This is a genomic window from Nocardioides mesophilus, assembly GCF_014395785.1.
GTDB lineage: Bacteria > Actinomycetota > Actinomycetes > Propionibacteriales > Nocardioidaceae > Nocardioides_B > Nocardioides_B mesophilus.
In genome coordinates this window covers 225,280-244,757 of sequence record NZ_CP060713.1, presented here as the reverse complement: position 1 = coordinate 244,757, position 19,478 = coordinate 225,280, and the positions used below count along the sequence as shown (strand labels likewise).

At 74.5% G+C, this 19,478-nt stretch carries 16 protein-coding genes; 5 read left to right on the top strand and 11 right to left on the bottom strand.

Translation table 11 applies throughout. The annotated features are described in order from the left end of the window. Nucleotides 1-121: 121 nt before the first annotated feature. The 5 genes from H9L09_RS01060 to H9L09_RS01040 form a co-directional block, all read right to left on the bottom strand. Nucleotides 122-1,090, bottom strand: a complete 969-nt coding sequence (locus H9L09_RS01060) for a GNAT family N-acetyltransferase (protein ID WP_187578964.1) — start codon at nucleotides 1,088-1,090, stop codon at nucleotides 122-124. Nucleotides 1,091-1,155: 65 nt separating this feature from the next. Then, the gene (locus tag H9L09_RS01055; RefSeq protein ID WP_187578963.1) at nucleotides 1,156-2,046 is read right to left on the bottom strand and encodes a DMT family transporter; all 891 of its coding nucleotides are present in this window, start codon (nucleotides 2,044-2,046) and stop codon (nucleotides 1,156-1,158) included. Further along, a complete protein-coding gene (locus tag H9L09_RS01050; RefSeq protein ID WP_187578962.1) occupies nucleotides 2,043-2,921 on the bottom strand; it encodes a deoxyribonuclease IV in 879 nt (292 codons plus the stop codon). The genes H9L09_RS01055 and H9L09_RS01050 overlap by 4 nt, the downstream gene beginning before the upstream one ends. A gap of 27 nt (nucleotides 2,922-2,948) precedes the next feature. Continuing rightward, nucleotides 2,949-4,955, bottom strand: a complete 2,007-nt coding sequence (gene pknB, locus H9L09_RS01045) for a Stk1 family PASTA domain-containing Ser/Thr kinase (protein ID WP_187578961.1) — start codon at nucleotides 4,953-4,955, stop codon at nucleotides 2,949-2,951. A gap of 142 nt (nucleotides 4,956-5,097) precedes the next feature. After that, nucleotides 5,098-6,180 carry a transglycosylase SLT domain-containing protein gene (locus H9L09_RS01040; RefSeq protein WP_187578960.1) on the bottom strand — a complete coding sequence of 361 codons (1,083 nt, stop codon included), beginning with the start codon at nucleotides 6,178-6,180 and terminating at the stop codon, nucleotides 5,098-5,100. Between the two features lie 143 nt (nucleotides 6,181-6,323). Here H9L09_RS01040 and H9L09_RS01035 point away from each other — a divergent pair, with 143 nt between their 5' ends. Both H9L09_RS01035 and H9L09_RS01030 read left to right on the top strand, forming a co-directional pair. Beyond that, on the top strand, nucleotides 6,324-6,737 hold the full coding sequence (locus tag H9L09_RS01035) for an Rv2175c family DNA-binding protein (protein ID WP_246456186.1): 414 nt from the start codon (nucleotides 6,324-6,326) through the stop codon (nucleotides 6,735-6,737). A gap of 70 nt (nucleotides 6,738-6,807) precedes the next feature. Continuing rightward, nucleotides 6,808-7,245, top strand: a complete 438-nt coding sequence (locus tag H9L09_RS01030; protein ID WP_187578958.1) for a barstar family protein — start codon at nucleotides 6,808-6,810, stop codon at nucleotides 7,243-7,245. Nucleotides 7,246-7,314: 69 nt separating this feature from the next. On the opposite strand, the gene H9L09_RS01025 is transcribed toward H9L09_RS01030, so the two are convergent. After that, the gene (locus H9L09_RS01025; protein WP_187578957.1) at nucleotides 7,315-8,373 is read right to left on the bottom strand and encodes a polyprenyl synthetase family protein; all 1,059 of its coding nucleotides are present in this window, start codon (nucleotides 8,371-8,373) and stop codon (nucleotides 7,315-7,317) included. 73 nt (nucleotides 8,374-8,446) lie between these two features. Here H9L09_RS01025 and metF point away from each other — a divergent pair, with 73 nt between their 5' ends. Continuing rightward, nucleotides 8,447-9,370, top strand: a complete 924-nt coding sequence (gene metF / locus H9L09_RS01020) for a methylenetetrahydrofolate reductase [NAD(P)H] (protein WP_187578956.1) — start codon at nucleotides 8,447-8,449, stop codon at nucleotides 9,368-9,370. Nucleotides 9,371-9,412: 42 nt separating this feature from the next. Here the strand turns inward: metF and H9L09_RS01015 are convergent, their stop codons facing one another. The 3 genes from H9L09_RS01015 to H9L09_RS01005 all read right to left on the bottom strand — a co-directional run bounded on the left by H9L09_RS01015 (nucleotide 9,413) and on the right by H9L09_RS01005 (nucleotide 12,817). Next, nucleotides 9,413-10,645: a phytoene desaturase family protein gene (locus tag H9L09_RS01015; RefSeq protein WP_246456185.1), complete on the bottom strand. Its 1,233-nt coding sequence runs from the start codon at nucleotides 10,643-10,645 to the stop codon at nucleotides 9,413-9,415. Nucleotides 10,646-10,771: 126 nt separating this feature from the next. After that, nucleotides 10,772-12,187 carry a hypothetical protein gene (locus tag H9L09_RS01010; RefSeq protein WP_187578955.1) on the bottom strand — a complete coding sequence of 472 codons (1,416 nt, stop codon included), beginning with the start codon at nucleotides 12,185-12,187 and terminating at the stop codon, nucleotides 10,772-10,774. 42 nt (nucleotides 12,188-12,229) lie between these two features. Next, nucleotides 12,230-12,817 carry a DUF4126 domain-containing protein gene (locus H9L09_RS01005; protein ID WP_246456414.1) on the bottom strand — a complete coding sequence of 196 codons (588 nt, stop codon included), beginning with the start codon at nucleotides 12,815-12,817 and terminating at the stop codon, nucleotides 12,230-12,232. Nucleotides 12,818-13,072: 255 nt separating this feature from the next. Between H9L09_RS01005 and H9L09_RS01000 the strand changes: the two genes are divergently transcribed. Continuing rightward, nucleotides 13,073-14,968, top strand: coding sequence for an N-acetylmuramoyl-L-alanine amidase (locus H9L09_RS01000; RefSeq protein WP_246456184.1), 1,896 nt, complete (start codon nucleotides 13,073-13,075; stop codon nucleotides 14,966-14,968). Nucleotides 14,969-15,130: 162 nt separating this feature from the next. Beyond that, entirely contained in the window at nucleotides 15,131-17,374 is a 2,244-nt protein-coding gene (locus H9L09_RS00995; protein ID WP_187578952.1) for a diguanylate cyclase domain-containing protein, read from the top strand. A 66-nt stretch (nucleotides 17,375-17,440) separates the two neighbouring features. Here the strand turns inward: H9L09_RS00995 and H9L09_RS00990 are convergent, their stop codons facing one another. After that, a complete protein-coding gene (locus H9L09_RS00990; protein ID WP_187578951.1) occupies nucleotides 17,441-17,929 on the bottom strand; it encodes a YbaK/EbsC family protein in 489 nt (162 codons plus the stop codon). 35 nt (nucleotides 17,930-17,964) lie between these two features. Further along, nucleotides 17,965-19,251, bottom strand: a complete 1,287-nt coding sequence (locus H9L09_RS00985; protein WP_187578950.1) for an MFS transporter — start codon at nucleotides 19,249-19,251, stop codon at nucleotides 17,965-17,967. Nucleotides 19,252-19,478 lie beyond the last annotated feature (227 nt).

Genomic DNA, 19,478 nt, shown 5'->3' with positions numbered 1-19,478 from the left:
TAGCCGAAGAAATAGGTCTGCTGCTGCACGAGGAGAACAGTAGCGACCGTTGACCGCGATGTGGTCACGGTTTCCACGATCCGGACAGCGGCCCGCTGGCGGGAGCGGTCCGGGGGAGGGGTCAGTAGCCCACGGTGCGGTGCAGCCGCCAGAAGGTGTCCTCGTAGCCCAGCGCCGGCCAGGCCCGCGAGGAGAGCAGGTTGGTCTGCCGCCAGTCGGTCGCCACCACGGCGTACCCCTCCCGGCCGGCCCAGGACAGCCCGAGCTCGCCGAGCGCGCGGCCGACCCCGCGGCCGCGGGCCTCCGGCATCACCGCCGCGAACGCGAAGTAGCCGCAGTCGTCGGGGCGGATCAGGCTGGTGTTGCCGCTGGACTGGCTGATCGAGCAGAGCACGGCGGAGCCGACCACGGTGCCGTCGAGCTCGGCGACGTAGGTGGTGAAGTCGGGGTTCTCCCAGTCCTCCTCCCACTCCTGGGCCGCCTCCTCCACGGTGCCGGTCTCGCCGGAGGAGAAGCACGGGGCGAGGCCCTGGTGCTCCGGGAGCGCCACGTCGAGGCGGGCCAGCACCGGGATGTCGTCGCGGACCGCGAGGCGGAGCCGCACCCCCGGCGCCACCGCCGGCTCCCGGTCCAGCGGGCGGCGTACGGCGTGGGTCTGCTGGTGCCCGAAGCCGAGCCGGAACCAGGCGGCGACGAGGCCGGGGTCGGTGGCCGGGACCAGGACGTACTGGGCGGTGCGGCCCTCCTCCACCCAGCGGGTCGCCGCGGCGGCGTACAAGTCGCGCATCAGCTCCGGGTCGCCGGTGACCGCCTGCCCGGCCGGCTCGACCCAGACGTTCGGGCCCCACACGGGGCTGTCCTTGGGGACGCCGAGGAGGTAGCCGACCAGCTCGCCGCCGGCCAGGGCGACCGTCCCGGAGGCGTCCTTGGACGCCCACACGCCGCGCAGCTCCTCGGTGGCGGTCTCCGGGTCCTCGAACCGCGGGGACAGCAGCGGCTGCCGCTCCCGGTGCCGGCGGTGCCGCTGCGCGAGCAACTGCCCGGCGGCCTCGAGGTCGGACTCGTCGAGCTCTCGGATCTCTGCGCGCATGAGCGCCATCGTGCGGCATCCGGTCCGGCGGCGACACCGCTTTTCCGGCTCCTTTGCCCGCCGGTTCAGACCGCGATGTGCTGCACCTCGGCCTCGATCCGGCGCCGCGGCGCGAGCTCGGCGACCAGCATCGCGGCCAGCACCATCGCGCCGCCGACGAGCATCCGGCCGGTCAGGTGCTCCCCGCCGAGGAGCACCGCGAAGAAGGCGGCGAACACCGGCTCCATGCTCATCACGATCGCGGTCCGGGTCGGCGGCAGGTGCGCCTGCGCCCAGGTCTGGGCGGCCATCGCCAATGCGCCGGCGACCAGCGCCATGTAGAGCACCGAGGTCCAGTCCGCGGCCGAGGCCGGCAGCTGGACGCCGTCGGGGAGGGTGGCCACCCAGCAGACCACCGCGATCACCGCGAGCTGGAGGATCGTCATGCCCATCGCGTCCCGCGCGGTGCTCCAGGCGCCCAGCCCGACGATGTGCAGCGCGTAGAGCAGCGCCGAGACGAAGGTCAGCGCCTCGCCGTAGCCGATGCTGAACCCGCTCAGCGTGAGCACCCCGAGGCCGAGCAGGGCGAGCACCACCGCGCCCCATGTCAGCGGGCCGATGCGTTGGCGCAGCAGCAGCGCCGCGAACAGGGGGGTCGCGACGACGTACAGCCCGGTGATGAAGCCGGACACGCTGGCCGCGGTGTGCGCCAGCCCGGTGGTCTGCAGGATCTGCGCGACGCCGTACAACGCGCCGAGCACCACCGCGCTGAGCCGGGTGCCCGGCGAGAGCCGGCCGACCGCGCGCGGCGCCAGCACGAAGACCGCCAGCGCCGCGATCGTGAACCGCACCGCCAGGTAGTCCAGCACCGGGACCCGCTCCACGAGGTCCTTGGTCAGGAAGAACGTCGAGCCCCAGGCGGCGGTGACCGAGAGCAGGGCGAGGGTGGCGAGCAGGGAGGTACGGCGCCCGCTCATGCCGGCCGGAGGCTCTTCAGCAGCGGGATCTGCGGGTCGCCGACGTCGCGCGAGCCCGGCGTCTCGAGGACGAACGGCACCCCGGCCAGCTCCGGGTGCGCGAGCAGCTCCTCGAAGGCGGCGACGCCGATGTGGCCCTCGCCGATCTTCTCGTGGCGGTCCTTGAAGGCGCCGCGGACGTCCTTGGAGTCGTTGGCGTGCACCAGCCGCAGCCGGTCCGGGCCGCCGATCTCGACGATCCGGTCCACGGTCGCGGTCGGCCCGCCCGGCTCGTCGAGCGGCGCGCCGGCGGCGAACACGTGGCAGGTGTCCAGGCAGATCCCGACCCGCGGGTGCCGCTCCAGCGCGCCGAGATACGGCTCGAGGTCCTCGACCCCCGCGCACAGCGAGCGGCCCTGACCGGCGGTCGGCTCCAGCAGCAGCCACGGGCCGTCGTCGCCGAGCGCGTCGAGCACCGGCAGCAGGCCCTCCCGGACCTGGCGCATCGCGGCGTCGTAGCCGCCCTCGTCGACGCAGGAGCCGGTGTGCACCACCACGCCCTCGGCGCCGATCGCGGCGGCCCGGACCAGGTTGTGCGCCACCGAGGCCACCGAGCGTTCGTACGTCGTCGCGGTCGGGCTGCCGAGGTTCACCAGGTACGGCGCGTGCACGAACACCCGCAGCCCGCGGTCGGCGCAGCCTGCGCGGAACGCCTCGTCGACCGCCGGGTCACCGGCGGAGTGCGCCCAGCCGCGCGGGTTGCCGGCGAAGACCTGGACGGTCTCGCAGCCCACCGCGTCTGCGGCGACCAGCGCCCCGGCGACCAGCCCCTTGCCGACCTGGACGTGCGTGCCCACGGGGTTGCGCAGGCCGGTGTACGTCGAGGTGGCGGGCATGCCGGAAAGCCTACGGGCGAGGACGGGTCAGACGAGGTAGAGGGTGATCGTGCTGCCCTTGGGGGCCATCGTCCCGAAGTCCGGGTCGGCCGAGGAGACGAAGCCGAGCCCGAGGTAGGCCGCGCTCTCCGCGGTCTTCACGGTGAAGCCGAGCGCCTCCAGCCGCTCGGTGGCGGCCTGGATGCCGACGGCGCGCAGGTCCGGGACCTCGACCAGCTCGGGACCCTTGGAGATGGTCAGCGTGACCGCGTCGCCGCGGTACAGCGTGCCGCTGCTCGGCGACTGGGTGATCACGTCGCCGTCGGCGACCGTCTCGGAGAACGCGTCGTTGGTGCTCACCTCGAGCCCTAGGGCGCTCAGCCGCTGCTCGGCGCGGGCGGCGTCGCGGCCGGTGAAGTCCGGCACCTCGATCGGCTTCGGCCCGCGGCTGACGACCAGGTCCACAGCGGTGCCCGGCTTCTGCTCGCTGCCGGCCTGCGGCGCCGAGCGCAGCACCACGCCCTCGGCGACCTTCTCGTCGAAGCGGCGGACCGTGTCGCCCAGCGACAGGTGCTGCTTCTCCAGCGCCGCCCCGGCCTTGTCCTCGGTCAGCCCGCGCAGCACCGGCACCTCGTAGCGCTCGGGGCCGAGCGACAGCGTCACGGTCACGGTGCCGTCGTCGAGGATCCGCTCGCCGCCGGCCGGGTCGGTGTCGAGGACCAGCCCCTTCTCGACGGTCTCGGAGTACGCCGGGGGGCCCGCCTCGTAGCCGAGACCCTTCTGGTCGAGGGCGGCGCGGGCCTGCGCGGCGTCCATCTTGATCACGCCCGGGACCGTCGTGTAGCGGCCGGCGCCGAACCACCAGCCGCCGACGCCGGCGCCCACGGCGAGCAGCAGCACGACCAGCAGCAGGACCGGACCCCGCCGGGAGCGCCGCGGCGCGGGCGGGCGGACCGCGGTCGCGCCGCCGCGGGGCGAGGCCGCCCCCGGGCCGGCCGGTCCCGGCGGCGTGCGGGGCGTCGCCGGGATCACGCTGGTGTCGTGCTCGCGGGAGTCCGGGGTGCCCACCTCGGCGGCCTGGGCGGTGCTCAGGATCGTCGGGGTGTCCTCGTTGACGTAGTCGATGTCGTCGTAGGCGTCGCTCGCGACCGTCCGGGTCGGGGTGAGGTCCGCGGTCAGCTCCGGGTCGTCGGCGACCCCGTGCGCGATCGCGTCGCGGACCCGGCGCACCTGGTGCATCAGCACCCGGGCGTCCGCGGGCCGCAGCTGCGGGTCCCGGGCGGTGGCGCGGGCGACCAGCGCGTCGACGTACGGCGGGATCCCGGGGACCGCGGCCGAGGGCGGCGGGACGTCCTCGTGCACGTGCTTGTAGGCGACCTGGATGGGGGAGTCGCCCTCGTGCGGCTTGCGGCCGGTCAGCAGCTCGTAGAGCAGCACCCCGGCGGCGTACACGTCGGAGCGGGCGTCGGAGCGGCCGTCCACCACCAGCTCGGGGGCGAGGTAGGAGACGGTGCCGATCAGGACCCCGCCGGTGGCGGTGTGCTGGGTCTCGGCGCTGACCGCGCGGGCCAGGCCGAAGTCGGCGACCTTGACCCGGCCGTCGTCGGCGATCAGGACGTTCTCCGGCTTCACGTCGCGGTGGATCAGGCCCGCGGCGTGCGCGGCCCCGAGGGCGGACAGCACCGGCTCGATCAGCGACAGCGCCCGGGCCGGCTTCATCGGCGCCTCGGCGCGGATCACGTCGCGCAGGGTGTGCCCGGGGATGTACTCCATGGCCAGGAACAGGGTGCCGTCGTCGTCGCCCTGGTCGAAGACGGAGACCACGTTCGGGTGCGAGAGCCGGGCCGCCGAGCGCGCCTCGCGGACGAAGCGGGCGGCGAAGTCGTCGTCGTCACCGAGGCCGGCGTGCATCACCTTGACCGCGCAGGGCCGGTCCAGGCGCAGGTCGACCGCCTCGTAGACGGTGGCCATCCCGCCGCGCGCGATCCGGGGACCGATGCGGTAGCGGCCGTCGAGCAGGCGCCCGATCAGCGGGTCCGCGACGGTCCTGTCCACGACGACATCCTCCAGACGAACGGCCGGGCAGGGGGGAAGTCCGGGCCGCCGGGTCGATTTTAGGCGCGTTCGGGCCTGCGTGGCGGTCCAGACCGGTGGCTCGGCGTGGCGCTGCGCCCGCGTCGCGCGGGTCTCGGCGGCCTCAGTAGGGCCGGCGGCCGTCGGCGATGGTGCGGCGCAGGCTGAGCACGTCGTCGACGTACCTCTTGGTGGAGGGGTACATCCCGTGCTCGCGGATCCCGCCGAGTCCCTGGTAGTAGCCGCCGACCGCGTGCCGCAGGCCGGCCTCCGAGCGCAGCCAGCGGATCAGCCGGACGCCGGCGATCGTGTTGTGGTGCAGGTCGCGGGGGTTCAGCCGGTATCCGGCCACGTCCGACATCCACCGGGCGGTGCCGGGCAGCACCTGCATCACGCCGAGCGCGCCGGAGGCGGAGACCCGGCGCTGCTGCCAGCCCGACTCCTGCCAGGCGATCGCCAGTGCCAGGGACGGGTCGACGCCGTAGCGGCGCGCCTTCGCGGTGACGATCCGGCGGACGTCGTCGCGGGTGGTGCCGGCGTGGTGCCAGCCGCGCGGGTGCCGCCCGCGGTGGCCGCTCCAGGCGTGCAGGTGCCGGCTGGTGTGGTGCTTCTTGTGCTTCTTGACGTGGTGCTTGTGTTGGTGGGGCTTCTTCGGGCGGTGCTTCGCGGGGTGCTTCTTGTTGTGGTGCTTGGCCGCGTGGTGCTTCTTGGGGTGGTGCTTCTTGGCGTGGCCGGGGTGCGCGCGACCCGGCCTGCCGACGTGGGCCCGGGCATGCCGACCGACGTTGGTGTGGTGGTTCCGGTGCCGGGTGCAGGCCCGCTGCGCGCTGCGGACCACCGGGACCCGGATCACGTCGCCGACGTACAGCACCGAGGAGTGGTTGATCCGGATCAGCTCGTCGGTCCAGGCGTGGTAGCGCACCGCCACCGAGCTCGCGGTGTCGCCGGGACGGACGCGGTACTTCTTGATGACCCGGTGCGGGTGCCGCTTGCGGTGGCTGACCGGGAGTAGGTCGCCGGCGGTGCCGAGCCGTACGTCGGAGCGGTGGTCCCTCGGGGCGGCGGAAGGTGGCGCCTGCAGGGCCAGCGGCGCCACCGCCAGCACCAGCCCGGCCGTGGCGGTGCCGGTGGTGACCGACGTCAGGAGCCGCCGCCAGCGGCGGGCGCGCGGCGACGCCGGAGCGGCTGCGGCGGCGGTCGGCGTCACGGGGATCCCTCCACCAGCCCGCGAGGACTGGCTGTTGCTGGTGCGACAATTGGCAACGAATGTGACTCATGAGACAACGAACCGTCAAGGGCGGCCGCTCGCCCAGCGCCGACACGCCCGACGGGGCGTGGCACAGTTGCCCCGTGGACAGCACCGACAACAGCCCGCAGACCAGCCTCGACCCGTCCGAGGAGATCGACCCCACCGCCGGCCTGGGTGACCTCGTCGGCGACTGGCTGGACTGGAGCCAGGCCTCGGACCGGCTCGGCGTCAGCGTCAGCAAGATCCGTCAGCTGATCCGGGAGCACCAGCTCGCCGCCGTCGTCCCGTGGCCGCGGGCCGGGCAGCAGGTGCCGGCGGACCTGATCCAGGACGGCGAGATCGTCAAGGGCGTGCCCGGTGTCCTGGTCGTCCTGCACGACGGCGGCTACAGCGACCGGCAGGCCCTGATGTGGCTGTTCACCCCGGACGACTCGCTGCCCGGCCGGCCAATCGACGCGCTGCGCGAGAACCGCGGCACCGAGGTCAAGCGCCGCGCCCAGGCGATGGCCTTCTGACCCCTGTTGTCCGCGCGGCCGCGCGGCTAGGGTCGGGAACGCCCTGACGCCTCGATCCGGAAGGTTCGCGATGAGCGGTCTCGCAGCACTCCTGGCGGGTCACACTCCGCCCGACCTCTACCAGTGGCACAGCGCGGCGTCGGTCCCCGACGTGCAGCACGCGGTCGAGCACGCCGGCTGGGCCTTCGCGCACCTCGACGGCTGGACGATCGAGGAGAAGGAGAGCTTCCTCAAGGCCGCCACCGTCGCGCTGTCGGTGAGCGACGACGTCGGCGACTTCGACACGCTCTCCGACCGGCTCGCCGACGTCGACGCCCCCGACCGCGAAGGCGTGGTGCTGCTCTGGGACGGCTGGAGCCCGCTGTGCCGCCACGACGAGCAGGCCTTCCGGGTCGCGCTCACGGTCCTCGGCGGCCGCGTGCACTCCGACCGGGGCTGCCGGTTCGCGGTGATCCTGCGCGGCGACGGACCCGGCCTCGACCTGCCGGAGCTCCCGGTCAAGCACTGACCCGGCCGCGTCGGGCGCGCGTGGGCGCGCCGACCGGCCGAGGCGGGCCGGACGACGGGGAGGGCCCGGTCAGACCAGCCGCTGGGTGGCGGCCTCGGCGAGCTCGCGCAGCACCACCCGCGACGCCTCCTGGATCGGAGCGGTGCCGAGCGCGGACAGCGCCTGGTCGGTGAGGGCACGGATCCGCCGCTCCACCTCGGCCTGCGCACCCGAGGCGGTGATCACCTCGCGCAGCTCCTCGACCTCGGCCGCGGACAGCTCCCGGCCCAGCTGGGCGTCGAGCCGGCGGGCCTGCTCCGGGCTCGCGCTGCCGAGCGCCAGCGCCACCAGCACGGTCCGCTTGCCCTCCGAGAGGTCGTCGCCGGCGGGCTTGCCGGTCACCGCGGGGTCGCCGTACACGCCGAGGACGTCGTCGCGCAGCTGGAAGGCCTCGCCGAGCGGCAGCCCGACCGCGGACAGCGCGGCCAGCACCTCGGGGGAGCCGCCGGCCAGCGCGGCGCCGACGTCGAGCGGCCGCTCGATGGAGTACTTCGCGGACTTGTAGCGCAGCACCAGCATCGCCAGCTCGACGTCGGACTCGCCGCGCGCCTGCACCGACACGTCGAGGAACTGCCCGACGATCACCTCGCTGCGGGTGGTGTCGAACCAGGTGAGCGCGTCGCGGACCAGGTCGTGGGGGAGCCCGCAGCGGCGCAGCAGCTCGTCGGACCAGGACAGCAGCAGGTCGCCCAGCAGGATCGCCGCGGCGGCGCCGTACTGCTCGGGACGCCCGGACCAGCCCTGCTCGCGGTGCAGCGCCTCGAACGCCTTGTGGGTGGCCGGCCGGCCACGGCGGGTGTCCGAGGCGTCCATGTAGTCGTCGTGGACCAGCGCGCTCGCGTGCAGCAGCTCCAGCGCCGCGGTCGCGCGCACCAGGGCCTGCTCGTCCTCGGGCTCGCGGACCGCGCGGTAGCCCCAGTAGCAGAACGCCGCCCGGAACCGCTTGCCGCCGCGGACCGAGGCCCGGGCTGCGTCCACGAGGCGGGCCGCGTCGTCCCCGAGCGGGGCGAGCCGCAGCGCCTGCTCGTCGACGAACCGCTCCAGGGTCTCCCCGACGGCGGCACGGAAGTCGGTCGGGTCCCAGGTCACCCGGCGAGCCTAGCCGCGCCCGGGACGGTGGACGGTCGCGGGCCGACGGGGTCCGCCCACCTATCCTGGACCCATGGCTCTGGGACTCCCCTCGCGGATGCCGGGCGGCGCACAGACCGTCCGGGACCTGATCGCGGCCGGCGAACGCTCGTTCTCCTTCGAGTTCTTCCCGCCGAAGGACACCGAGGGCGAGCGGCAGCTGTGGCGGGCGCTGCGTGAGCTGGAGGCGCTGAACCCGACGTTCGTCTCGGTGACGTACGGCGCCGGCGGCACCACCCGGGACCGCACCGTGGACATCACCGAGCGGATCGCCCACGACACCTCGATGACGCCGCTGGCGCACCTGACCTGCGTCGGGCACTCGCGCGACACGCTGCGCTCGGTGATCGGGTCGTACGCCGGCGCCGGGGTCCGCAACGTGCTCGCACTGCGCGGCGACCCGCCGGCCGGTCCCACCGCCCCGTTCGAGCCGCACCCCGAAGGGCTGCACTACGCCGTCGAGCTGGTCGAGATGCTCAAGTCGCTCGGCGACTTCTGCGTCGGGGTGGCGGCGTTCCCCGAGGCGCACCCCTCGGCGGAGTCGCTGGAGGCCGACGCCCGGGTGCTGGTGGCCAAGGCCAGGGCCGGCGCCGACTTCGCGATCACCCAGCTGTTCTTCCGGCCCGAGGACTACTTCCGGCTCGTCGACCGGGTCTCGGCGCTCGGGGTCGACATCCCGATCATCCCCGGGATCATGCCGATCACGAACCTCGCCCAGATCACCCGGATGGCCGAGCTCTCCGGCGCCGCGCTGCCCGCGGAGATCGTCGAGCGGGTCGGCCGGTTCGAGGGCGACCCGGTCGCGGTCCGGGCCGAGGGCATCGCGCTGGCCACCGAGCTCTGCGACACCCTGCTCGCCGGCGGCGCGCCCGGCCTGCACTTCTACACGCTGAACCGGTCCAAGGCGACCCGCCAGATCTACGCCGGGCTGCGCACCACCGTCGCCGCCGGCGCCTGAGCGGTCAGGCCCTGCCGAGCCGCTCGGCGACCACCGCGGCGGTCAGGCCGACGAACGGCAGCCCGGTGCCGCCGGCCACGTGCGCCCCGACCGCGTACACCCCGGGCAGCGGCGTCTCGGTGCCCAGCCGCTGGGCCACCGTGGCGCGGCCCTGCCACAGCACGCCGTACGGCGAGCCGCCCCAGGCGACCGCCAGCTCGCGGGGGACCGGTCCACCCGGGTGCGGACCTGGCCGCGGACGTCGAGGCCGCGGCGGGCCAGCGCGACCAGCACGTCCTCGGCGAGCCGGCCGCGCGCCAGCACCGTCCACGCGGCCCGACCCCCGGCGGCGCCGTCGGCCGGGCCGGCCGCGTCGGTCGGGTCGGTCGGGCCGGTCGCGCCCGCGGTCCGGACCACCAGCGTCGGGTCCCCGTGCAGCACCACTTCGTGCGGCAGATCCGGGAGGTCGCCCTCCAGGCCGAGGTGGCACATCGTCGGCGGCAGCGCCGGCATGGTCCGCCCGACGAAGCCGGCCAGCGCCGGCAGCCCGCGCGGGTCGACCGCGCAGACCACCACGTCGGCGTCCACCGGACCGGAGACGGTGTCCACCGCGACCACGCGGCCGTCGCGCAGCACGAGGTCGCGGGCCGCCGTGCCCAGCAGCACCTCGACGCGGCGCTCGGCGAGCCGGCGGGTCAGCGTCCCCGCCAGCTGCCCCAGGCCGCCGGGCACCGTCCAGGTCCCGAAGTTCTGCTCCACGTAGTCGACCAGCCCCATCCACGCCGGCACGTTGCGCGGGTCGTGGCCGTCGACCACGGCGTGGGTCAGCGCCAGCGCCCGCAGCCGCTCGTCGCGGAAGGTCTTGCGGACGGTGCGCTGCTGGGTGGCGCGCGAGCGGAGCAGGTCGCGGACCTCTCGGTCGGCGTGCTCGGGGGACCAGGGCCGCTCCAGGTAGCCGCGACGCAGCACGTCCCAGGAGTCGGCGAACGAGTGCACGTAGTCGACCCAGGCGCGGCCCGCGCCGCCGCCGAGCGCGGCGTCGACCGCGTCGAGCTGCCCGGCCCGGCTGCCCGACGGCAGGTCGAGCACGACGCCGTCCTCGAAGCGGTGCCGGCGCATCGGCTCGACCGGCACCAGCTCCAGCTCCCGCTCCAGCGGGCGTCCGGACTTACGGAACAGGTCGCGCAGCACCGCCGGCAGCGCGGTGTACGTCGGGCCGGTGTCCCAGCGGTAGCCGTCCTGCTCCAGGGAGCCGACCGCGCCGCCGAGCCGGTCCAGCCGCTCGAGCAGCGTCACCTGGTGGCCGAGCTTCGCGAGCCGGGCCGCGGCCGCGGTGCCGCCGAACCCGCCCCGACCACCACCACCCGCGCCATGGGGCGTGAGCCTAGCCGTGGCCGCCGCCCCGGCTGGGTGCCCGGTGGGCTACGCGGTGGGCGACACCGCCCGCAGGTCCGGGGCCGCCTCGACCGGGCCGACGCCGGCGTCGAGCTCCGCGTCGAGGAACCGGACCAGGGCCGCGTTGAGGGCGCCGAGCCGTTCGCCGCGCGCCAGCGAGACGCCGGTGACCTTGGTGAAGCTGCCGACGGCGCTCGGGCCGACCATCACCGCGGCCTCTGCGTCGAGCGCCGGGCAGGGCCGCAGGTCTGCGCCGTCCCAGAGCACCGGCAGGTCGACGCTCTCCTCGGTGAGCCGGCGCGGCACCATCGCGATCGCCTTGGTCACCCGGTCCGCGTCCATCGCCGGCAGCGCCCACCCCTCCAGCTCCGCGACGGTGATCCCCGGGTCGTGGCCGGCCAGGCAGGCCAGCTGCAGCAGCGTGAACGCCGCCGGGTCGACGCCCTGGGCCAGGGTGGCCAGCCCGCCGGCGGCCCGGGTGTTGAGCTCGGTCGGGCGGAATCCGTCGCGGGTCAGCACCCCGTCGATCCCGAAGGCGCCGCGGTAGCCGCAGCGCCGGCGCAGGTGCTCGCCGACCCGGCGCACCAGGTCGCGCATCTGCTCGCGGTCGGCCTCCGGCGGGTCCCAGCTGGTGCCCTGGCCGCCGTAGACGAACCGGCGGCCGGGCCCGCGCATGATCGCCAGCTCGACCGGCCGGAAGGCAGCGGTGCCGTCGGGCAGCACGATCCCGTGCACGCTGCACGGCACCCCGTCGAGGAACGGCATCACCCGCACCCGGTCGCAGCGCGGGCCGAAGAACGACCACGCGGCCAGCCGATCCCCGGCGCTGACCACCCAGCGGGTGAAGTCGCCGCCGCCGTTGAAGCCGTCGCGCGCGTCCCCGGCCCACACCACCCCCGCGCCGAGGTCCAGCGCGCGCGACGCCTCCTCGAGCGGTACGGCGTCCACCGGCACCACCCGGGCCGGCGCGTGCGGCGCGCCGACGGCCCGCCAGATGCCCTCGGCGAGCAGCTTGTCCTCCAGCGCCAGCCAGTCGGCCGGCCGGCCGCCGTACACCGGGCGACCGAGCACCGGCTCGTTCACCACGAACGGGCCGAGCAGCCACACCGCCTCGCCGTCGGGGTCGTAGCGCTCGATCGCGGCGACCACCTCCGCCGGCAGCTGGCGGGCCAGCGCGTCCTGGGCGCGCAGCTCCGCGGTCATCGACTCGTGGTGACCCGGGTCGAGCAGGACGATCTCCGCGTCCTCCTCGGTGGGGACCGGTCCGGCGCCGCGGCCGGTGCCGAGCAGCAGCGGTCGCTGCGCCCCGGCCTCGTCCAGCAGCCGGACCCAGGAGGGCAGGCCCGCGAGCGGCAGCAGCCCGGTGATCACCTTGCGGCCGGTGAAGACCGCCCCCAGCCGGGCCCGCCAGGCGCTCCGCTCGGTCTCGTCCGCCGGGTTCATCGGGCCACCCTAGAAGCAGTCACGCGGTCCGCGCGATCGGGTTCAGGGCGTGTCCGCGGCCCGGCGCGTGCGGCGCTCCCGGCGGCGGCGCAGCCCCTGCCGGACCCGGCGGACGACGACGTACAGCAGCGTGGTGCCGACCAGCAGCAGCGCGACCACGACCGCGAGCGCGACCCACGGGTGCACGATCGCGAGCAGCACCACGCCGGCCACGGTCACGTCCTCGGCCAGGCTGGTGCCGACGTTGGTGACCGGCTCGGGGGAGGTGTTGATCGCCAGCCGCAGCCCCGCCTTGACCGCGTGCGAGAGCAGCGCGGTGCCGCCGCCGGCCACCGCGTAGACCGCCTGCTCGAGGCTGGTGACGTCGCCGGCCAGCAGCAGCGCGACGATCGCGCCCACGGTCGGCCGGATCGCCGTCGACACCGCGTCCCAGGAGGAGTCGAGGTAGGGGATCTTGTCGGCGACGAACTCGACGGCGAACAGGGCGCCGGCGACGACGAGCACGTCGGTGCGACCCAGCACGTCGGGCACCTGCTCGAGGCCGACGAGCCGGTCGCTGAGCCCGAAGACCAGCACCACCAGGTAGGCGTTGACGCCGCTGGCCCAGCCGCTCGAGATCACCAGGGGCATGAGGTCCACGCCCGCAGCCTAGGACGGATCTGAGTATCTGCACCGATACCGGGACACCGCGGCGCTGCTGGAATGGTGCTCCGGCGCCCGCTCCGGACCTCCACGGGGGAGGGTCCGGACCGGCGCGCCGCTCTTTACAGAACGCGCCGGGCCAGGTTGGGTGAGGGGGCCGACGGTGAGCCCGCCGCGGCACCACTCTCGGGAAGGGGCCGCCGGATGGCGCGCAGAAGAAGAATCGGAGCAGTCGCGGCAGCCGTGCCGCTGGTGCTGACGGGGGTCGGACTCGCTTCCGCGCCACAGGCCGTCGCGGCGACCGACTGGTCCCGCTGCACCCAGGGACCCGCCGACCGCCAGGCGGTCTTCGAGCGGGCGGCCCGGGTCAGCGGCGTGCCCGCCCCGGTGCTGCTCGCCGTCTCGTTCATGGAGTCGCGGTGGGAGGACCACAACGGCGAGATGAGCACCTCGGGCGGCTACGGCCCGATGCACCTGACCCGCGAGGACCTCGGCGGCTCCGCCGGCCGGGGCGACCGGGCGAAGGGCGAGGCCGGAGCGGAGCCGACCGGCGCCAGCGGCACCCTGGTGCAGGCCGCGCAGCTGACCGGCCTCGACCAGCAGCGGCTCCGCTCCGACGCGGTGGCCAACATCTGCGGCGGAGCGGCCGTGCTGGCGGCGTACCAGCCGCGGACCGCCTCGAGCGACCCGAGCGACTGGAGCAGGGCGGTGGCGCTCTACGCCACCGGCGGCGACGAGAAGACCGGGCTGCGCTTCGCCAAGGACGTCTTCGCGACGATGCGCTCGGGCGAGCGCCGCACCACCGACGACGGCGAGACCGTGGTGCTGCGCGCGAAGCCGCAGGCCCGGGTCGACACCGCCGCGGTGCGCGAGGCCGGCCTGCTCGACCCGGCCCCGGTCACCGAGGAGACCGTCGACTGCCCGGCCTCCCTCGACTGCGAGGCGATCCCGGCGCCCTACGAGTGGTACGGCAAGCCGGACCCGTACGACTACGGCAACCACGACCTCGCCGACCGGCCGAACGACCTGTCGATCGACTACATCGTCATCCACAACACCGAGGGCGTGTGGGAGCGGGCGCTCGACCTCGTGACCGACCCGACCTACCTGGCCTGGCACTACACGCTGCGCTCCTCCGACGGGCACATCGCCCAGCACCTCGACAACAAGAACGTCGGCTGGCACGCGGGCAACTGGTACGTCAACATGCACTCGATCGGCCTCGAGCACGAGGGCATCGCGGCGCAGGGCGCGACCTGGTTCACCGAGTCGATGTACCGCACCTCGGCGCGGCTGGTGCGCCACCTCAGCGAGGAGTACGACATCCCGCGCGACCGGGCGCACATCATCGGTCACGACCAGATCCCCGGCGTCACGGCCGCGTACGTGCGCGGCATGCACTGGGACACCGGCCCGTTCTGGGACTGGGAGCACTACATGGAGCTGGTGCGCAAGCCGCTCGACGCCGACCGCGGACGCACCAACCTGGTCACCGTCGCGCCCGGCTTCGACGACAACCAGCAGAAGGTGACCGGCTGCAACACCGACGGCACCTGCGACCCGCAGGGCACCAACTTCGTCTACCTGCACACCGCGCCGAGCGAGGACTCCCCGCTGGTCAGCGACATCGGGCTGCGGCCCAACGGTGCGCCCTCGACCACCCAGGTCTCCGACATCGGCGCCCGCGCAGCCGCCGGCCAGGTGTTCTCGGTGGCGGACCGGAAGGGTGACTGGCTCCAGGTCTGGTGGCTGGGCGAGAAGGCCTGGCTGCACAGCCCCGCCGACGACCCGACCGTCGTGCCGACCCGCGGCCAGACCGTGGTCCCGGCCGGCGACCAGCCGGTGCCGGTCTACGGCCGGGCGTACCCGGAGGAGTCGGCGTACCCCGCCGAGATCCCCTACCAGAAGGTGCTCCCGCTGCAGTACACGATCAAGCCGGGCCAGTCCTACGCGCTCGGTGACCGCTCCGTCTCGACGGACTACTACTACGCCAAGACGTTCGACGACTCGCTGGCCGGCGACCACACCGTGGTCAGCGGCGACCAGAAGTACTACCAGATCTGGTTCGGTCACCGGTTCGCCTACGTCCAGGCCGACGACGTGCGCGTCGTGCCGCTCGGCCAGAGCCCACGCGGCTGACCGGCACCACCCAGCAGTACGGCGGCGGGCCGCCCCGGGAAGCTCCGGGGCGGCCCGCCGTCGTCTGCGCCGAAGCAGCCGATATCGGGACGAACCGCAGACCGGCCGTCTAACCTGGTCCGGCCGGGCCACGGGTGCCGTCGGCCACGGAGGAACCGAATCATGACCACTGCCCCGGCCGGGAGCGCCACCGCAGAGCAGACCGCACGCGTCGAGGAGCTGAAGGCGATCCTCGACGCCGGAGCGGTCCGCAGCGTCTACCAGCCCATTGTCGAGCTCGACACCGGCCGGGTGGCCGCCTACGAGGCGCTCGCCCGCGGACCGGAGGGCCCGCTGGCCGGCCCCGCGGACCTGTTCGAGGCCGCCCGGCACGGCGGGATGCTGGCCCGGCTCGACGAGGCCTGCCGGGCCGCGGCCTTCCGCGGCGCCGTCCAGCACGGCCTGGTGGCGCCGCTGACCCTGTTCGTCAACGTGGAGCCGGAGGTGCTGGACCGGGCCCCGCTCGAGGACCTGCTGGAGCTGGCCGAGAACGCCCCCGGGCACCTGCGCGTGGTGCTGGAGATCACCGAGCGGGCACTGGCGACCCGGCCGGCCGAGCTGCTGCGCACCGTCGAACGGGTCCGCCAGCTCGGCTGGGGAGTGGCGCTCGACGACGTCGGCGCGGACCCGGCCTCGCTGGCGTTCATGTCGCTGCTGCGGCCCGACGTGGTCAAGCTCGACCTGAGCCTGGTGCAGCAGCGGCCGACCGCGGGGATCGCGGAGATCATGAACGCGGTCAACGCCTACGCCCAGCGGGCCGGCGCGCTGGTGCTCGCGGAGGGCATCGAGACCGAGCACCACCTGATGATGGCGCTGGCGCTCGGCGCGACCCTCGGCCAGGGCTGGCTCTTCGGCCGCCCCACCGCGGCACCCGACCCCGGCCCGGTCGCGCGCCCGCTCCGGCTGCTCGACCCGGTCGCCACGACGACGTACCGTCCGGAGGGCTGCTCGCCGTTCGCCAGCCTGCCGCCCGGCACCGCGCTGCGCCAGGCGCCGAAGCGGCTGCTGGTCGAGCTCAGCAAGCAGATCGAGCGGGAGGCGATGCGGATCGGCGAGACCGCGATCCTGGCCTCGACCTTTCAGCACCGCCGGCACTTCACCGCCCTGACCGCCGAGCGGTACCGGGAGCTGGTGCGGCGCACCGGCTTCGTCTGCGCGCTCGGTGAGGACCTGCCCGACGGGCTGCTGCCCGGCCTGCGCGGCGGGCCGCTGGCCGCCGACGACCCAGTGCTGGGGGAGTGGGACGTGGTCGTGGTCAGCCCGCACTTCAGCACCGCCCTGCTCGCCCGCGACCTCGGCGACACCGGCCCGGAGATGGACCGGATGTTCGAGTACGCCCTGACCTACGACCGCCACGTCGCCGTGGACGCGGCCCACCACCTGCTGGCCCGGGTCAGCGCGGAGGAGGTGCCGGCCGACCCGGCCGCAGCGGGGGTGACGCTGGTGCGGATCGAGGACAACCTCATCGACCGCGCGCTCGCCGCCGCCACCAGCGGCGTCACCATCGCGGACATGACCCACCCCGACCAGCCGCTGATCTACGTCAACGCCGCCTTCGAGGCGCTGGCCGGCTTCCGGCGGGAGGACCTGCTGCGCGGCAACTGCCGCTTCCTGCAGGGGCCGGACACCGACCCCGCCGCGGTGGCCCGGGTGCGCGCCGCGATCGACGCGGGCGTGGAGATCCGCGAGACGCTGCTGAACTACCGCGGCCCGGACCGGCTTCCGTGGTGGAACGAGCTGCACCTCGCGCCGGTCACCGACCGCAGCGGCCGGCTGGTGCAGTACATCGGTGTCCAGACCGACGTGAGCGCACGAGTGCTGGCGGAGCAGGGCCTGGTCCAGGAGCGCGACCGCGCCCACCGCTACCTGACCCGGATCGAGCAGCTGGCCTACACCGACCCGCTCACCGGGCTGATGAACCGCCGCCGCTTCGAGGAGCGGGTCGAGGCCGAGCTGTGGGAGGCGCACGCCGGCGACAGCTCGCTGGCGCTGCTGTTCATGGACCTCGACGGCTTCAAGACGGTCAACGACTCACTCGGCCACTCCGCCGGTGACGAGCTGCTGGTCCAGGTGGCCCGCCGGCTCGAGGCCGGGGTGCGGCGCTCGGACCTGCTGGCCCGCTTCGGCGGCGACGAGTTCCTGGTCGTGGTCACCGGGCTGGACCCGGACGGCGCCCGCGGGCGCGCCCAGGAGATCGCCGACGGGCTCGCCGCCGCGCTCCGGGAGCCGTTGCAGGTCGCGGGCCAGGAGGTGGTGGTCAGTGCCAGCATCGGCCTGAGCACCTACCCCCAGGACGGCGAGGACTTCGGCCGGCTGCTGCACGCCGCGGACCTGCGGATGTACCAGCTCAAGCACCCGCGCCCCTGAGGACGGCGGGCCGACGAACCGGCCCGCCACCTGCTGCACGCGGGGTCGACCCGGATCTCCGTCGGCTCAGTCCACCTCGACCTCGGCCGCGCCGGTCATCGCCACCAGCTCGGCGTAGGTCGTGCTGAAGACGGCCGCCGGGTGCCCGGCCGCGGCCCAGATCACCTCGTGGCGGCGCAGCCACGGGTCGATGTAGGTCGGCACCGGCGCCGGGTGGTCGAACGGGGAGACGCCGCCGATCACCTGGCCGGTGTGCTCGCGGACGAACTCCGGTCGGGCACGTCGCAGCGGCCCGGTGCCGATCCGGTCGGCCACCGCGGCCGTGTCCACCCGGTGCGCTCCCGAGGTGAGGATCAGCAGCGGAGAGCTGTCGGTGTCGAAGAGGAGGCTGTTCGCGATCGCCCCGACCTCGCAACCCAGCGCCTGCGCCGCCAGCGCGGCGGTGTGCACGGAGTCGGGGAGGACGACGATCCGCCCGGCGCCGCCGCGGCGGACCAGCTCGGCGCGGAAGCGGGTGATGGAGGGGTGCTCGACGGGCTCGTGCTCGGCGCTCATGCGCGGGACTGTAGTGGTTCCCGGCTGCGGCCGCCTCAGACCACGACCGCGGAGGGCTGCTCGTGGACGTAGCCACGCAGGCTCACCAGCACCATCGCGCCGGCGACGACGTACCCGACGCCCTGCAGGGCCAGGATCGGCACGATGCCCACGGTCTCGCCGAGGAAGCCGGCGGTGGTGGTGCCGACGACGACGGCCAGCGCGCGGGCGAGCCCCACGAGGCTGTAGACCCGGCCGCGCTCGGCGTCGACGGTGTGGCGCTGGAACAGCGTCATGTAGCCCGCCATGGTGACCGCGCCCGGGACGCCGACCAGCATCATGCCGACGACGGCCGGCCACACCGCGTCGTAGGCCAGCGGGTAGACGAAGATCGCGAGGTCGACGAGGCCGAAGAGCCCGGCGCCGGCGCCGAAGAGCAGGGTGGGGGACCACCGGTGCCCGATGCCGGCGGCGACCAGCCCGCCGACGATCCCGCCGACCGCCTGCACGGCGGTGATGACGCCGTAGACCTGTCCGCCACCGTGCAGCACGTCGCGCACGAACGGGGCGAACAGCGTGCCCATGACCCCCTCCCCGGCGCAGGTGATGGCCGTGAAGGCGATGATCGTGACGACGGCCGGCTCGCGCCGTGCCGCCCGCAGGCCGTCGTGCAGGTCCCGGCCGAAGGACCGCAGCCGCTCCCGCAGCACCCGTTCGGCCGGCTCGACGTCGGGGGCGGAGACCCGGCCGCTGGTGCGCACCGACGCCACCAGCAGGGCCGCGAGCAGGAACGTCAGGCCGTCGAGGACCGCGACCGCGGGGATCCCGCCGACCGCGGCGGTGACCCCGCCGAGCGCGGAGCCGACGAGCCGGGCGAGCTGCGCCACCTGCCCGTTCAGGGCGTTGGCGGTGACCAGCTCCGCGTCCTCGACCAGCCGGGGCAGCAGCGCCTGCTCGGCCGGGGCGAAGAAGACCTCGGCCACCGACTGCACGACGAGCACCGCGTAGACCAGCCAGACGGCACCCGGATCGGTCACCCACAGCAACGGTGCCAGGCCGAGGCCCATGACCAGGTTGGCGACCACCATCGTGCGCTTGCGGTCCCAGCGGTCGGCGAAGACGCCGGCGACCGGCCCGATCGCGAGCTGGGGGAGGAAGGCCGCCAGCAGGGTCGCGGCGGAGGCGAGGGTCGAGCCGGTGAGGTCGTAGACGGCGTAGGCCAGGCCGACGCCGAGGATCCAGTCGCCGGTGAGCGAGACCAGTCCGGCGCCGAGCAGCAGCCGCAGGTCGCGGCGGGTGCGCAGGAGCCGCAGCGGGGCGCGGAGGTCGAAGGCTGACGTCATGACGACACCATAATGACGTCATGATGACGCCGCAATGGTGCCACTGTGGATTTCCGAGCAAAGGTTGACGGCCTGTCGGAAGGGCGGTGTAGCGTGGTGATCGTTCGAACATCTGTTCGAACACCGCCTCGGTGGGGGTGACCTCGACCCCCACCTCCACCGGGGCCGCCCGCTCCCGCGGCAGCGCAGAGCAGCTTCACAGGGCGGTGGTCCAGCCGGGGTCGAGG